Raw genomic sequence first — 13,857 nt, 5'->3', positions numbered from 1 at the left:
CGGCTTCGTTCAACAAAGCCTTCAAGACTGATTCGTGTACGCGTGCCGATTCCGCTTCGCTCCATTTTGGCACATACCCACTCACAGCTTAAGGCGGCGTTATAACTTGAAAGGAGAAACTTTTTGGAAATTGGTTTTAATAAGAGAAAAATACTTAACTTAATTTTTTGCCATATTGGATTGCTAGTTATTTTTGATGTTGTATACATATTATGGTCAATACGTTCTGGGTATGGAATTTTGAATGAGGTTTTACCAGTTTCAATATTAGCAAATATTAGTTTTTCAACAATGGTTGGCATCAATTGTATGAAACTTAAATTTAAGGGTAATGTTCTGGAAATAAGCGAAAAAGGCATTTTATTTAATACGCCTTCACATGCTGTAGCTAATATTAAGTGGGAGGATATAACAACCATAACCTGTGCTCCGTCATCTAAGGTTCCTTTAAAAGTCTATGTTCATAACACTAATGATTATATTAAAAACTACCATGGGGTTACAAAAATTTATGCTTTAATCCTAAAGGCATTACGCGGAACTCCTTTTATCATAGAGATGTACCCACTAAATATTAGCCCGTACGAGCTTCAAACTAAGGTCTCAAGTTATTTGCTTGCAAAGTAGCATAAACCTTAAATTTAGTAGCATCTGAATTTTTATATCTGTGATGTACAAAAGTTATAACAAAACATCAAGCTGACACGTCTTACTCCGCAGTTTTGGTATAAAGTTCGGTGCTTGGTGTACTTGGTGAGTTAGCTGTGGTGCAACTTATGTTCGGCGTTAGCTGTACAACTCACTGATTCCGCAGGTGAACAAAATTGAGTGATAAAGTTAATGATATCAGTCATTTTTATTTCAGCGCTCGTGCATCTTGGTTCACCGTTATGCCAGATTCTGTTTTGTATATTGGCATGTGACATTTTTCGTCGCCGCGAGAGATTTGTATCTCTCCAAAATAATCTTGTTCACCTGTTTCGACAAAAATTGCAGCCAAACTATCTTTGACGCAGCAAGTGAGTTTGCCACGGAAGTGAAAACGAACGTATTTCCGAACAACCTGAGCAAATAAGCTACCAAGACAAAGTGCTCTAGATTGAATCGTAATACATGGCATTTTCCGTGCATTACGACAAGCATATGATGTGTACTTGGACGTTCGATGTTGAGCAGTCTTGATTTCCTCACCAAACGTCAGTTTCACGGAGGAAACATGACAAGCGGCCAATTACTGGAAAAGGCACTTTATAGTAGTGCCAGCATCCATCAACCTCATTCTTTAAAAGCCTATTTGGCTGCAAATCACCTGAATGCTTATTTCGCTAAATCAGACAATGTGTGGCTTAAAACGAGTGAGTTGATAGACCAAACTGAGATTGAAGTTTTAGGCGAGTGCTCTGCAACGGTGCAAGCGCCGAAGTTTACGGATCTCCCACGCAAAGGCGAACGCTTGCCTTTTGTTTCTCGGAATTTAATTGCAACAGTAAATCACATACAAACGTAGAGGTAGCGCACAGAATCGAAAAAGGGGATATCGCGATTACGGAATCATTGATCTAGCCGATAGTGAGATAGTGATAAGAGGTCGATAATTCGTTGTCGGACTAAATTAGAACTTTAAATCTAATTTCTAAGTAGTTGTTATCTCAGGAAGAGTTTTTGTGCTATGCGCCCCTATATTAAATACATTATCCCTATTTTAATTCCTTTCATTATCCTCGTAATGCCGCTATCAGCGTTTCCATTTGAAGGCCTTACGATTATTCAACAACGCGTTATCGCGATCTTTTTATTAGCGGCATTGTGCTGGGTGTTCGAGCCCATCCCGATCTACGCGACGTCTGTTGTTATTATCGTTCTGCAATTGTTGATGTTGTCAGATAAAGGGCTGATCTTTTTAAGGTTTGAGCATGGGCAGGAACATTTTGGTGAGTTGTTAAAATACAGCGACATCATGGCGACATTCGCCAGCCCAATCATCATGCTGTTTTTAGGTGGTTTTTTCTTAGCGATGGCCGCCACTAAGTATCGATTAGACGTAAACTTAGCCCGTGTATTATTGAAGCCATTTGGACAAGACCCAAAGTTTGTGATGCTCGGCTTAATGCTGATCACTGGTATCTTTTCGATGTTTATGTCTAACACGGCAACAACGGCAATGATGCTATCTATTTTAACGCCGGTACTGGCTGTGTTTGGCCCGAAAGACCCCGGTCGTATAGCGTTTGCGCTTTGTATCCCTGTTGCCGCTAACATCGGCGGCATTGGTACCCCGATCGGTACCCCGCCGAACGCTATCGCACTTAAATATTTAGTTGGTGATAACCTCATTACGTTCGGTGAATGGATGGCATTTGGTGTGCCGTTTGTCGTTATTATGATGGCGTTAGCGTGGTTTTTAATAGGCTTTATGTACAAAGCTGACCAAAAGAAAATCGAGCTAAGCATCAAAGGCAAATTCCTTAAAACGCCCAAAGCCATTGCGGTATACGTCACTTTTGCGCTGACCATCATTCTTTGGTTAATGGGCTCAAGCCATGGCATGAACTCTTATACCGTCGCTCTGATTCCTGTCGCTGTGTTCTCACTCACAGGGATCATCAATAAAGAAGACCTTAAAAAGATTTCTTGGGACGTACTGTGGCTTGTATCAGGTGGTATTGCGCTTGGTTTAGCTCTCGATAAAACTGGCTTAGCAAGGCTCGTGGTACACAGCATTCCGTTTGATGCTTACTCACCATATGTGGTGTTGTTCGGAGCGGCGTTCTTGTGTTTGGTAATGGCAAACTTTATGTCTCATACCGCAACGGCTAACTTGTTAATGCCAATTATGGCTGCATTAGGTTCGTCTATGGCTTCACTCACGCCACTCGGCGGTGAGTTAACGTTAATTCTGGTTGTGACTTTTGCCGCTTCATTAGGTATGTCGCTGCCAATCAGTACGCCACCGAATGCGTTGGCTCATGCCACGGGTCATGTGCAAAGTAATCAAATGGCCAGAATCGGTATTATTTTGGGTGTGGTTGGTGTGCTACTGAGTTTTGTTATGGTGTGGGTGCTACATTCAATTGGTCACATAGGATAACGATACGTGTATCAACAAAAGCTAGAAGCACTGATCGAGCGCTATTTTAACCAAACAGAACGTCGGGTGACGTGCTGTGCCGGTAACACCATTATTGAACAATCAGCGTTAAACACTCGTTTATATTATGTGTTTAGTGGAGAACTGGAAGGGTTTTATACCGATGCGAATACACCGCAAGTGCGAGTATTTAGCGCGGGTAGTGGGGCTTTTATAGGCGTTCATAGCTTCTTTTCAGGTAATTGGACAGCATCTTCAACGGTTGTTGCTAAAACCGATGTTGAGTTAGCGTGGATCGATAAAGACACGCCTGCAGAAGATGAACGTAAATTTGGTCCTCTTACCGCACAGTTCACACCTGTAATTGTCAATGAGTTGTCGCGTCGTCAACGCCGCGCAACACAAGAAGCGATAGCGAAACAAAAAGCGCTAGAGAAGTTACATACTGCTGAGCAAATGACGACCTTGGGTCAATTGGCTGCAGGGATTGCTCATGAGCTTAACAACGCTATTGGTGTCGTAAATAGTAAATCTGGTCGACTTGAAACGGTCATCATGGATCTGCTTGAAGAAGTGCATCCAGAAGCCAGTCAATTTTTCGATTTTGGGTTAATGCATGGTCAGAAAACGTCGTCGTCAGAAGCACGAACACGTGGGCGACAATTTGAAAGAAAATATGGTTTAGACAAAAACATTGCTCGCTCTCTTGCAAAGGCGATTCCAATTGATGCTTTATCTGCAACAGACGTTATTTCAAAGCATTGGCTGAAAAAACCAGAAGAAGCGATTCGTTTTTGGCAGATGGGCTGTGATTTACATGATTTGCGTTTGGCATCTAGACACACCGTCGGCATCGTAAAATCGGTTAAACAACTTGGCAGAGTTGATATCGACACCGAAGAAGCGGTTGATATTAACGACTCCATTAACCATGCCTTATCGTTGCTACAAAGTGAGTTACGTAGAGTGTCTGTGCGATTGAGCCCTGCGGATTTACCGTCTTTTAAAGGCTCGAAAACAGAGCTCGTTCAGATTTGGGTCAACATTGTAAAGAATGCTTGTGATGCAATGTCGAATTCAGACGATGCCGCAATAGAGATTCAAACCAGATTAAGTAAGAAAAGGATATTAGTTACGATCGCGAATAACGGCCCTGAGATAGACGAGGCGACTCGTAGAAAGGTATTTCAGCCCAACTTCACCACTAAAAAAGGTGGTTTATCGTTTGGATTGGGCTTGGGTTTATCAGTAGTTAAGCGGATTGTGGCAGGTTATGGCGGAAGTATTATTGTGAAAAGTGATGCTTCTAAAACGGTATTTAGAATCAAGTTACCAATAGAGGGTGAACATGGAGAAGCTTAATTTAATCTGTGTCGATGACCAGAGAGAAGTACTGAGCGCAGTGATACAAGATTTAGAGCCGCTGGCGAGTTGGCTGAATATTGAAGATTGTGAATCAGCGCAAGAAGTGCTTGATCTCATTGATGAACTTGACGCAGAAGGCGAACACATTACCGTCATCGTGTCTGATCATGTGATGCCAGGGAAAACGGGTGTGGAGTTACTCACTGAAGTGTTCCATGACAGTCGCTTTCCGAATACCAAGAAAATTCTTCTTACGGGGCAGGCCACTCATACTGATACCATCAATGCGATTAATGCAGCAGGCATCGACCGTTACTTTGAAAAGCCTTGGCAAGCAAGCACATTGGTTGAGTGCATTCGTACTCTTGTCACTGAGTACATATTTGATCAAGGGCTTGATTACACGGACTATCAGAATGAGCTCGACCAGCAGGTTGTGTTCAGACGCTTGCGTTAGCCTCTTATGTTAGCGACTTACATTATTCACTAGTGTAAGTCGCTTGAAATTCTATGCACCGAAGGACGCTTTCTGAAGGGTTTTTCTTTGAAAGATGTAATCTTTCGCTGCTTATTTTACCTACCTCTTTTAGTCGTTCAGGTTTTGGTACTCAGTTATTAACACACTGGTTGCTGGCTTAAGTCTAAAACTCATGCGCTACGCCAACCAAAATTGAAGTTAATGCATAGTCTTTATACACCACATTAGTGCCGTTCCTGCCTCCAGGTAACGCCAGCGGATGCATTGTGTTTTCTTCACGAACGATTCCCTGAACATACAGCAGAGCTAAAATGTGTCGCAGAGTTCCCGTGTCGTTTGTTAGAAAAGTAAGTCGAAATTATTCAAAAGTGATTCCTAACGCGTGGGACGTGGAGTTCTAAGCCAAATCGGTACTTACAACGTAAAGGACTAGGCTTTTGACGGCTTACTGCGTAATAATGCATTCGCCCACAAGTGGGGGTTTATAGTCAGTAGGATTTTAAAATGAGTGAGATTGCTCGCTTTATATCTGGTGAAGCGCCGGATAAATTTGGTCGAAATATAGAACAGTTATTGGCTTACAATCATTTTTGGTTGGAGCATGACCATAAGTACATTCAAGTGTTCTTCCCAATAGATGAGGGGACTAAGTTTAATCAACATGCCCCGTTGGTTACTCAAGAAGATAAGGTGCTTTTTGCTAATTCAGAAGCGCTCCGCACAGCTCATCTACAAGTGCTTGACCTGATGCTTGAGTTTTGGGGTATGCAGCGAAACGGGAGTGAAATATCTTCATCGTTACCACTTAGCCCGGCTAATCACGTATGGGTAAAGAATCATGACCATAACCAGCTAAGGTTAACGCGAGCCATTCGCAGTTTGTACTTGTTGGGTAATGAAGAGGTTGCGGCTCGGTTATGTGACTTCATAGTATCAGCGGCGACCGAGACTGGCTCGGTGTCGGAGAAAACCGTTCAGTATTGGCGCAATGCCTTGGAAGGTTAGGGTTTTTCTGTGCAGAGCTTCCGGCACTGCTCATAATTGATTCTCAATGCGCGGTATTTTGTACGATGCCGCTTTCTCTATATTCAACATTTGAATGCAATTTGTGGAATATATCAAAGTTAATTAAACTGATGGTAAGTTATTACTTTTCATTATGTTAGGGTTCTTTTCTTAAGGTCAGCGGATTAGGAAGAGGCTAATGAAAAAGGGATTTGTGATAGCGATATCAATCGGCTTTGTTGTCTTCTTCCTTGTTGGTCGTGAGCTTCAGTGGTTCGGGTCCAGTAATTCCGAGTCGTTTCCTAAACTTCCGGATAGTCCCCAATTTGTTCCTTCTATCGATTTCGACGGTGAGTGGCTAGGCCGCCGTATTAACACCACTGGCAATAATATGTGTGAACGCACAACCATCACCGGAACTATTCGTGAGGGTAAGGCTACTCTAAGGCTTACCTACAATGGAACACCGTTAGAGGGTTGGGTGACGGAAAACGGCGACTTACGTTTATATGCTAAACATCGCCAATGGGATTATCGTTTTTCCGCACGTGGCAGTGGCAGTAGATTTGACGGCCGATGGCACTTAACCAATGGGCCGTGCCAAGGAAGTTGGTTTCTAGAAAAGGTCGATGGCAAGTAGGGTTGTTACTACAAGACGCCGTTTAAAATTAACCAGCACAAGGTTCTTTTAGGAGAGATAAGTGATCAGATTAATCGCCGTGTTCATTGTGGCTTTCGGGCTAGGTGCATATGCGAGCTTACATGTTTTGACAGACTATGTTGTGAGCATTGAAGACAGTCATAAAGCTGCGGTGCGGCAAGGTTTTGAAACCTATAAATATGCAAATACAAAAGACCTTGCCCCATTAATTAAAACATCGAACTTGTTAGCTCGTTATAGTGCTTGTGAATTAGAGGGAGATGAAGGCGATGCGATTGCATTAGCCCTGTCTATTAACGCTATTTCCTTTGGGATGTTATCGAAGCAAGCGTCTGACCTCGATCAAGACACCTTTAGGACTGGTTTGATGATGTACGGAAAACTCAAAGACAACGAAAAAGCGTCTGGTCAGTTAACTGAAATACTTACTGCGTACTGTAAAGATAGTCTTCGCTATCTATACGACTGTGAAAAACTTTCTAATTTGTTAGGCGAAGAATGGGATACACAATGGAAGGAAGTGAAACCAGTATGTACCTAAAAATGATTCAACATATACGGCATTTTGCTATGCCGTATTCAGATGTGATTTGAAAACAAAGGACACAATATGGAAGTAAGGTTGGTCAAAGGTTCAGAGCCTAAGTTCGCTGAATCGATCACCAAAACGAATATGGCGAGTTACTATCAAGCTCGTGGAATCGCTTGGGGTCATAGCCAGTTTTTACGCAGCTGGGATGAGCTGGATAACTATGATATTTATGTGGGGGATCGCCGTATTGGTATTGTTCGCTTCAGTTACGCTAGTGGTACAACGTTTCTTAGGGACTTGCAGATATTAGCTGACTGTCAAGGTCAAGGTTTTGGCTCTAAGTGTCTCGATTTGGCTATTGAACATGCGAACAATCAAGCATCGGCTCAGTTAGTGTTGCGCGTGTTCAGTGAGAACCCCGCCATTAAGCTTTATCAATCAAAAGGTTTTACTCAGTTGTCTGAAGTGAAAGGGCTCGTTGAAATGGAGCTGCCTTTAGGGTCATCATTGAGAGGGTGTCATGGATAACCGTATCCAACTAAATTTTGTTAAGTACTTATTTTCAGAGTTGCTGTTTATTGTTATTGCATTAGGTCTTGCCTATTGGATATTAGATGGTGATCGTTCATCGCTGCTAACCATAGGGCTGATAATTTGTGTTCCTCCATTAATAAAAATTCTAATGTTGTGGTGGAAGCTTCGCGATAGCTCGTTTGAAATCACGAACGGTCATGTACGTTTAAATGGCGTTGCTTGTGATGTGACTTTACAGCGTAGCTTTCTTCCGTTTGAAATTGGCTCATTCATCAAGCTTTCATACACGAAAGGTGCAATGCAGAAACACAATATTTACCTTTCTAAAGGCGCAATGAGCAAAGAAGAATGGAGCCGTATGTTAGCGTGTCGAACTAGGTCGCCATAAAGAAGCGACATCGCTGTTACTTGAGCTTTTAGTTTCCACGACGAATAGCGATGCGATTAAAGAGTACCAACGAGCGATCTCTTTATATGCTCAAGACCTAGATAAAACCTGGTAAGCAGCGCGTAAAGCTCATTAACTCACATAACAAAAAGCCTAAGCATCAATATGATACTTAGGCTTAAAGGCATAGTTTTTGTTCTTTAGGAAAGCGTTACGCTGAAAGCTCTTTACGAACGATCTCTGCGCCAGCACTGAGCGCATTAAGCTTCGCTGAGGCTATCTCGCGAGGTAGGGGAGCCATGCCGCAGTTGGTGCAAGGGTAGAGCTTGTCGGCATCAACGTACTTAAGTGTTTCACGTAGAGTGCTAGCCACTTCTTCCGGTGTTTCAATCGAATCGGTTGCAACATCAATCGCACCGACCATTACTTTCTTGCCTCGTACGAGCTCAAGCAGCTCAAGAGGTACATGAGAGTTGTGACACTCTAAAGAGATAATGTCGATATTCGATTGCTGCAGCTTAGGGAAGACTTCTTCGTATTGGCGCCACTCGGTGCCTAATGTCTTTTTCCAATCCGTATTTGCTTTAATGCCGTAGCCATAACAAATATGGACTGCTGTTTCGCACTTAAGCCCTTCAATGGCTCTTTCCAAACAAGCGATGCCCCAATTGTTCACTTCATCAAAAAACACGTTAAACGCAGGTTCATCGAACTGAATAATATCCACGCCTGCCGCTTCAAGTTCTTTGGCTTCTTCGTTGAGGATCTTTGCAAATTCCCACGCCAGTTTTTCACGGCTTTGGTAATGCGCATCGTAAAGTGTATCAATCATGGTCATAGGCCCCGGCAGAGCCCATTTGATCGGTTGGTCGGTTTGCTGACGTAAGAACTTCGCATCTTCAACAAACACAGATTTCTGACGAGAAACTGGGCCTACAACCGTCGGTACACTCGCATCGTAACGGTCGCGGATTTTAACGGTTTCACGCTTTTCAAAATCAACGCCATTCAGGTGTTCAATGAAGGTCGTTACAAAGTGTTGACGTGTTTGTTCGCCGTCACTCACAATATCAATGCCTGCTTGCTGTTGCTCGTGCAGAGAGACACGCAGCGCATCTTGTTTGCCGTCTGTGAGTTCATCGCCTTGAAGTTTCCATGGCGACCAAAGCGTCTCTGGTTGTGCAAGCCAAGACGGTTTCGGCAAGCTGCCCGCTGTTGAAGTCGGTAATAGTGTTTTCATAATAATATTGCCTATCCTTGGGTGGTTTGAGAGCGCAATAGACGATTAAAGTGCGTAATTTGCCGACCAGTTCTCTAGAACTGATTGGTATGGCTTAATGAACTTCTCTTCTGCGAATTTACCTTGTTCAACAGCTAGCTGGCTTCGTTCTTCACGGTCGTACACGATTTGAGTCAGCGAGTGATCCAAGTTTTTCAAGTTTGGTTGGTAACAGTTACCCGCAACCGCGTTCGCGTTGTAAATCTCAGGTCGGTAGATTTTCTGGAACGTACCCATGGTACTGATGGTGCTGATAAGCTCTAGGTTAGAGTAATCGTTCAGCAGATCACCAAAGAAATAGAAGGCCAAAGGTGCAACACTGTTAGGCGGCATGAAATAACGAACCTGTAAGCCCATCTTTTTGAAATATTGTTCAGTTAAAGAAGACTCATTCGGTTGGTATTCAAAACCTAATACTGGGTGTTGGTTTTCAGTGCGGTAATAGGTTTTATTATCTGACACGCTTAAGCAAATAACAGGTCGTTTATTAAAGTTCTTTTTGTAAGCGTCAGAGTTAACGAAATATTTAAAAAGCTTACCGTGTAAGTCACCAAAATCTTCTGGAATGCTGAATTTATCTTGGCCTTTATTATGATCCAATAGACGTACGCTAAAGTCATAATCTCGAACATAAGAAGAGAAGTTATTTCCGATAATGCCTTCAATACGCTCGTTAGTTTTACGGTCTACAATATTGGTTTTCAGCACTTCAATTGAAGGGAATGCTTCGCCGTTGCTTTCAATATCCATATCAACAGAAATGATTTCAAGCTCAACAGAGTAGCGGTCGCCCTTAGGGTTATCCCAGTGCGCTAACGCGTTGAAACTGTTATCGATCATTTGTAGTGCATTGCGTAAGTTCGCTTGACGGCTGTCACCGCGAGCCAGGTTAGCAAAGTTGGTAGTGATACGCGTGCTGTCTGCAGGCTGGTAGTTTTCGTCGAGGCTAATGCTCTTAATCGTAAAATTAAATTCTTTATTCATGCTGATTTGGTATCCCAATTTTTTTTCTGATTCTCTCGGTCTTTAGTATTAAAACGGCTTTTATTTTTTGCTTGTGACCGGATTAAGAATCGAAGGCTATGCTGTCTGAAATTAATGCTTAGTAGAATTAATGTCGTATAAAGTTAATCGCTTAAGGTTTTTATACGTTGATAGGTTGACCATTAACAATGGTATTACTTCACATTCAACATGAGGAATATTCATGATCTATTCTGTTTGAATATTTTAGTCGGTGTCAGTTATATTAATTAGCTTGATGGAAATATAACCACATTAATAGTGTGTTATTTAAGACGATTAATTTAATTAAGAGATGGATGAAATGAGTGAATTGCTGTTGTTGATTTTATACTGTGCATTATTAGGCAGTGGTGTTGGTTTTCTTGCCGGGCTTTTGGGGATTGGCGGAGGGCTGATCATTGTTCCGGTGCTAAGCAGCATTTTACTTCACTTAGAGATTCTACCTGCGGATCAAGTGGTTGTTGCGGCCATCGCCACTTCGTTGGCATCGATACTGTTCACCTCAACTTCTTCTGCACTTGCTCACCACAAGAATGGCAACGTGCCTTGGGATCTGGCGCCTTGGATCATGCTCGGTGTTGCTCTGGGTGCACTGGTTAGTGGCTTTATGGCGGCTCTGTTGCCGGAAAAAGTCGTTCGTATTGTGTTCGCTGTAAGTGTGGTTCTTATTGCGATCAAGATGTTCTTAAGCAGTAAAAATGATGCCCCTAAGGAACGAAAACTGCCAAACAAGGGCGTGCTAACGGTGCTGACAACCATTACGGGTGGCTTGTCTGCCATGATAGGCATTGGTGGCGGTGCATTGCTGGTTCCGCTATTAACGTTCTTCTCTGTCGATATGAAAAAGGCCATAGGTTGTGCCTCAGCTTGTGGCATTGTGATCGCGTTGTTTGGCTCGATAGGTTACATCAGCTCAGGCAGCAGCCACTTTGCTCTATCAGACGGCTTTGCTGGCTTTGTTTATCTGCCTGCGCTGCTGGGTATTGTGTGCACGTCTTGGTTTACGGCTCCTTTAGGCGCAAAAGCCACCAATCATTTACCGGTTCCAACGATTAAGAAAATCTTCTCAGTACTGCTAGTGGTTATCGCGGCAAGCATGGTGGCGCGTTAATTAAAGATCGTTCAGTGTGAATATATAGAACAAAAACGAATAAATTGATCAACCACCAATAATTAGAAAAGGGCAGTTTCATAACTGCTCTTTTTTTGTTTATCGGTCTATGCTTATACAGCTATATACATGAGTATATTGATAAAACCGTTTAGTTATGAACAGTTCACCGCTATAGCTAAATGTATTTTGTTTGATTCAACGGAATGCTATCAATGAGTGATTTATGGATCCTTTAACGCAGGGCGTGTTAGGCGCTTCTTTGTCACAATCGGCCAGCAAAAAACAACATTTGGTTGTTGCTGGGGTATTAGGGCTGCTCTCCGGGTTAGCACCAGATTTGGATGCACTGATTAAGTCTCAAAGTGACCCTTTGTTGGCTTTGGAATTTCATCGACAATTTACCCATTCACTCTTCTTTATTCCCATTGGCAGTTTGATCTGCGCTTTGGTTCTGCATCACCTGATTGCAAAAAAACGTGGGCTTTCTTTCAAACAAAGTTGGCTGTTTTGTGCTCTGGGCTATGGTACTCATGCACTGTTAGACGCTTGTACCACCTATGGCACGCAGTTACTTTGGCCTTTCACCAACGCGCGTTTTTCTTGGAATACCATATCAATCATCGATCCTGTTTATACGCTTCCCATTCTAGTGTTGCTTGTGTTTGCGACGTTAAAACGAGCGCCTTGGCTAGCGCGTGTTGCGTTTACTTGGGCGCTAATTTATCCAACATTAGGGATGATTCAGCGAGACAGGGCAGAGGCGATTGGGTGGCAATTAGCGCAAGAAAGGCAACACACACCGATTCGATTAGAGGCAAAACCAAGCTTTGCGAATATCTTGGTTTGGAAAGTGGTGTACGAAACAGAGGCTCATTACCATGTAGACGCAGTGCGGGTTGGCACATCGGTAAGCACGTATCCCGGAGAGTCGATTGCGAAGCTGAATGTTAGCAGGGATTTACCTTGGCTTGACCCGGACTCTCAACAAGCCAAAGACATAGAACGTTTCCGCTGGTTTTCAAATGGTTATATCGCTCAGGACCCAACAGACGAGCTGCGTATTATCGATGTCCGATATTCAATTGTACCAAATCAAATGAAAGCACTATGGAGCATCAAGCTATCAAAAGCAGTTGATGCAAACGCGCATGTAAAATACGAAACTCATAGAGACAACACGCCAGAGTCGAGACAGATCTTCTTCGGTATGCTCACTGGCGATAAATGAGCTAGTTTTAAACTGATCTGCACCGTCAATACTGGATGCTACGTTAAGCGACTTTCCATACGTTTAGTTATCTCTGAATTGTTAATTTAGGGGAAGCTATAGCTCATTTATGCCCCAAAGTGAGCCAGAGAGGGGGTGAACTCTGTTTCAAACTCAGGAACTTGCCTTACTTTTCCTCATGCCTAGAGTTCTAACTTTGTCCCCAAATTTCTAACCCACTAGACCACTAGACCACTAGAGACTGATCTTCAATCACAGCTACGCACGAATACGTTGTTTAAGTGTTTCTAAGCTATTGAATAGTCGGTAACTAAATGGAAGTTCTTCAGTGATAACGTGCCTTGAATAGGAAGCTATGTGTGTTTGCACGGTTTGCACCTGAAAATCGGATTTATACTGTATTATGTGCTTATTTTTCAGTTGGTTAAGCAATTAATTTCGGATATGCTGAAAGTGTGAATTCGTGCCTGCACGATATTAAAATGTTATATGCTTCAAGGATGATGATGAAAAAAGTAGTACTTTCAATATATTGCTTAATGGCGTTTAGTCAGGCTAATGCTGACGTCAAGCTAGACTTTCCCTTCAAGAAAAAGTTTGAAGTGTATGAGATTAGCGGGAATAGTGTTGAAGAAATTGAGCGTTCATTTAACGCTAGACCTGAGTTTCTCGTAAATGAAGGCTTTGACGGTTACACCGCGTGGAAATACGACTTCCATACGGATGATGATTCTTGCGAAATTCATGAATTTGAGCTTGAAGTTACCTATACACTTCCGAAGTTCGAAATGCCTAAGACTTCAGATGAGTCAGCTGAGGAGTTTCGTCCATATCTTGAGAAGCTCTATCGTCACGAACAGATTCATTGTGCGCTTGCAGTTAAGTCGATGCACGAAATGTATTTAGCCTTCAAACGAGGGCAGCGTGGAGGGTGTAGTAGCGCAAATGATAGAGTCATTGAGCTTGAAGGTGATTTGGTGGAAAGTAATGCTCTGTTTGACGTTTATACGTCGCATGGAGAAATTGAATTAGCAGAGTCTCCTTTTGGTGAGGGGCCTTACTTGAAAATATGCGAAATACCTTTCGCGCCAATGTCACCACGCATATAACAAATAAGGATTAAGGTGTTGCGCAGCCAACAACAAATAAGGATTAAGGT

15 protein-coding genes and 1 pseudogene are annotated in these 13,857 nt (G+C 42.7%); 12 read left to right on the top strand and 4 right to left on the bottom strand.

Going from position 1 to position 13,857, the window contains the following annotated elements; all coding sequences use genetic code 11:
• On the bottom strand, positions 1-419 hold a 419-nt coding region (locus AB4323_RS23020), incomplete at its 3' end, for a hypothetical protein (protein WP_372153441.1).
• Positions 420-856: 437 nt separating this feature from the next.
• A complete protein-coding gene (locus tag AB4323_RS23015; RefSeq protein WP_372153439.1) occupies positions 857-1,120 on the bottom strand; it encodes a hypothetical protein in 264 nt (87 codons plus the stop codon).
• 96 nt (positions 1,121-1,216) lie between these two features.
• On the opposite strand from AB4323_RS23015, the pseudogene AB4323_RS23010 reads away from it, so the two are divergent.
• The 9 genes and pseudogenes from AB4323_RS23010 to AB4323_RS22970 form a co-directional block, all read left to right on the top strand.
• A pseudogene (locus AB4323_RS23010) lies at positions 1,217-1,432 on the top strand (hypothetical protein); the annotation flags it as partial.
• A gap of 237 nt (positions 1,433-1,669) precedes the next feature.
• Positions 1,670-3,088: a DASS family sodium-coupled anion symporter gene (locus AB4323_RS23005; RefSeq protein ID WP_004733551.1), complete on the top strand. Its 1,419-nt coding sequence runs from the start codon at positions 1,670-1,672 to the stop codon at positions 3,086-3,088.
• A gap of 6 nt (positions 3,089-3,094) precedes the next feature.
• Positions 3,095-4,450 carry an ATP-binding protein gene (locus AB4323_RS23000; protein WP_017069973.1) on the top strand — a complete coding sequence of 452 codons (1,356 nt, stop codon included), beginning with the start codon at positions 3,095-3,097 and terminating at the stop codon, positions 4,448-4,450.
• The gene (locus AB4323_RS22995) at positions 4,437-4,910 is read left to right on the top strand and encodes a response regulator (RefSeq protein WP_017063648.1); all 474 of its coding nucleotides are present in this window, start codon (positions 4,437-4,439) and stop codon (positions 4,908-4,910) included. Before AB4323_RS23000 ends, AB4323_RS22995 begins: the two co-directional genes overlap by 14 nt.
• A gap of 525 nt (positions 4,911-5,435) precedes the next feature.
• Positions 5,436-5,936 (top strand): opioid growth factor receptor-related protein, encoded by a 501-nt coding sequence (locus AB4323_RS22990; protein ID WP_372153437.1) that lies wholly within the window; start codon positions 5,436-5,438, stop codon positions 5,934-5,936.
• 199 nt (positions 5,937-6,135) lie between these two features.
• Complete coding sequence (locus AB4323_RS22985; protein WP_017062406.1) at positions 6,136-6,576, top strand: hypothetical protein; 441 nt, start codon at positions 6,136-6,138, stop codon at positions 6,574-6,576.
• 61 nt (positions 6,577-6,637) lie between these two features.
• Positions 6,638-7,138: a hypothetical protein gene (locus AB4323_RS22980; protein ID WP_017064207.1), complete on the top strand. Its 501-nt coding sequence runs from the start codon at positions 6,638-6,640 to the stop codon at positions 7,136-7,138.
• Between the two features lie 69 nt (positions 7,139-7,207).
• Positions 7,208-7,657 carry a GNAT family N-acetyltransferase gene (locus AB4323_RS22975; protein ID WP_372153435.1) on the top strand — a complete coding sequence of 150 codons (450 nt, stop codon included), beginning with the start codon at positions 7,208-7,210 and terminating at the stop codon, positions 7,655-7,657.
• A complete protein-coding gene (locus tag AB4323_RS22970) occupies positions 7,650-8,051 on the top strand; it encodes a hypothetical protein (RefSeq protein ID WP_017070653.1) in 402 nt (133 codons plus the stop codon). The genes AB4323_RS22975 and AB4323_RS22970 overlap by 8 nt, the downstream gene beginning before the upstream one ends.
• A 211-nt stretch (positions 8,052-8,262) precedes the next feature.
• On the opposite strand, the gene AB4323_RS22965 is transcribed toward AB4323_RS22970, so the two are convergent.
• Together AB4323_RS22965 and AB4323_RS22960 are read right to left on the bottom strand one after the other, a co-directional pair.
• Positions 8,263-9,291, bottom strand: coding sequence for a methionine synthase (locus tag AB4323_RS22965; RefSeq protein ID WP_017062410.1), 1,029 nt, complete (start codon positions 9,289-9,291; stop codon positions 8,263-8,265).
• A 45-nt stretch (positions 9,292-9,336) separates the two neighbouring features.
• Entirely contained in the window at positions 9,337-10,314 is a 978-nt protein-coding gene (locus AB4323_RS22960) for a DUF1852 domain-containing protein (protein ID WP_017064213.1), read from the bottom strand.
• Positions 10,315-10,657: 343 nt separating this feature from the next.
• Between AB4323_RS22960 and AB4323_RS22955 the strand changes: the two genes are divergently transcribed.
• The 3 genes from AB4323_RS22955 (at position 10,658) to AB4323_RS22945 (ending at position 13,807) form a co-directional block, all read left to right on the top strand.
• Entirely contained in the window at positions 10,658-11,467 is an 810-nt protein-coding gene (locus AB4323_RS22955; protein WP_054542162.1) for a sulfite exporter TauE/SafE family protein, read from the top strand.
• Positions 11,468-11,693: 226 nt separating this feature from the next.
• A complete protein-coding gene (locus AB4323_RS22950; RefSeq protein ID WP_102429252.1) occupies positions 11,694-12,698 on the top strand; it encodes a metal-dependent hydrolase in 1,005 nt (334 codons plus the stop codon).
• A 506-nt stretch (positions 12,699-13,204) separates the two neighbouring features.
• Positions 13,205-13,807, top strand: coding sequence for a DUF922 domain-containing protein (locus tag AB4323_RS22945; protein ID WP_065583845.1), 603 nt, complete (start codon positions 13,205-13,207; stop codon positions 13,805-13,807).
• Positions 13,808-13,857: the final 50 nt, after the last annotated feature.

It is taken from the genome of Vibrio sp. 10N.261.52.C11 (assembly GCF_041471405.1).
Lineage (GTDB): Bacteria > Pseudomonadota > Gammaproteobacteria > Enterobacterales > Vibrionaceae > Vibrio > Vibrio crassostreae_C.
This window is presented reverse-complemented; position numbering and strand designations above follow the sequence as displayed.

Coding starts and splice junctions, on each gene's coding strand:
- AB4323_RS23015 (WP_372153439.1), bottom strand. CDS start 1,120: ATGCCATGTATTACGATTCAATCTAGAGCACTTTGTCTTGGTAGCTTA.
- AB4323_RS23005 (WP_004733551.1), top strand. CDS start 1,670: ATGCGCCCCTATATTAAATACATTATCCCTATTTTAATTCCTTTCATT.
- AB4323_RS22995 (WP_017063648.1), top strand. CDS start 4,437: ATGGAGAAGCTTAATTTAATCTGTGTCGATGACCAGAGAGAAGTACTG.
- AB4323_RS22990 (WP_372153437.1), top strand. CDS start 5,436: ATGAGTGAGATTGCTCGCTTTATATCTGGTGAAGCGCCGGATAAATTT.
- AB4323_RS22985 (WP_017062406.1), top strand. CDS start 6,136: ATGAAAAAGGGATTTGTGATAGCGATATCAATCGGCTTTGTTGTCTTC.
- AB4323_RS22975 (WP_372153435.1), top strand. CDS start 7,208: ATGGAAGTAAGGTTGGTCAAAGGTTCAGAGCCTAAGTTCGCTGAATCG.
- AB4323_RS22970 (WP_017070653.1), top strand. CDS start 7,650: ATGGATAACCGTATCCAACTAAATTTTGTTAAGTACTTATTTTCAGAG.
- AB4323_RS22965 (WP_017062410.1), bottom strand. CDS start 9,291: ATGAAAACACTATTACCGACTTCAACAGCGGGCAGCTTGCCGAAACCG.
- AB4323_RS22960 (WP_017064213.1), bottom strand. CDS start 10,314: ATGAATAAAGAATTTAATTTTACGATTAAGAGCATTAGCCTCGACGAA.
- AB4323_RS22955 (WP_054542162.1), top strand. CDS start 10,658: ATGAGTGAATTGCTGTTGTTGATTTTATACTGTGCATTATTAGGCAGT.
- AB4323_RS22950 (WP_102429252.1), top strand. CDS start 11,694: ATGGATCCTTTAACGCAGGGCGTGTTAGGCGCTTCTTTGTCACAATCG.
- AB4323_RS22945 (WP_065583845.1), top strand. CDS start 13,205: ATGAAAAAAGTAGTACTTTCAATATATTGCTTAATGGCGTTTAGTCAG.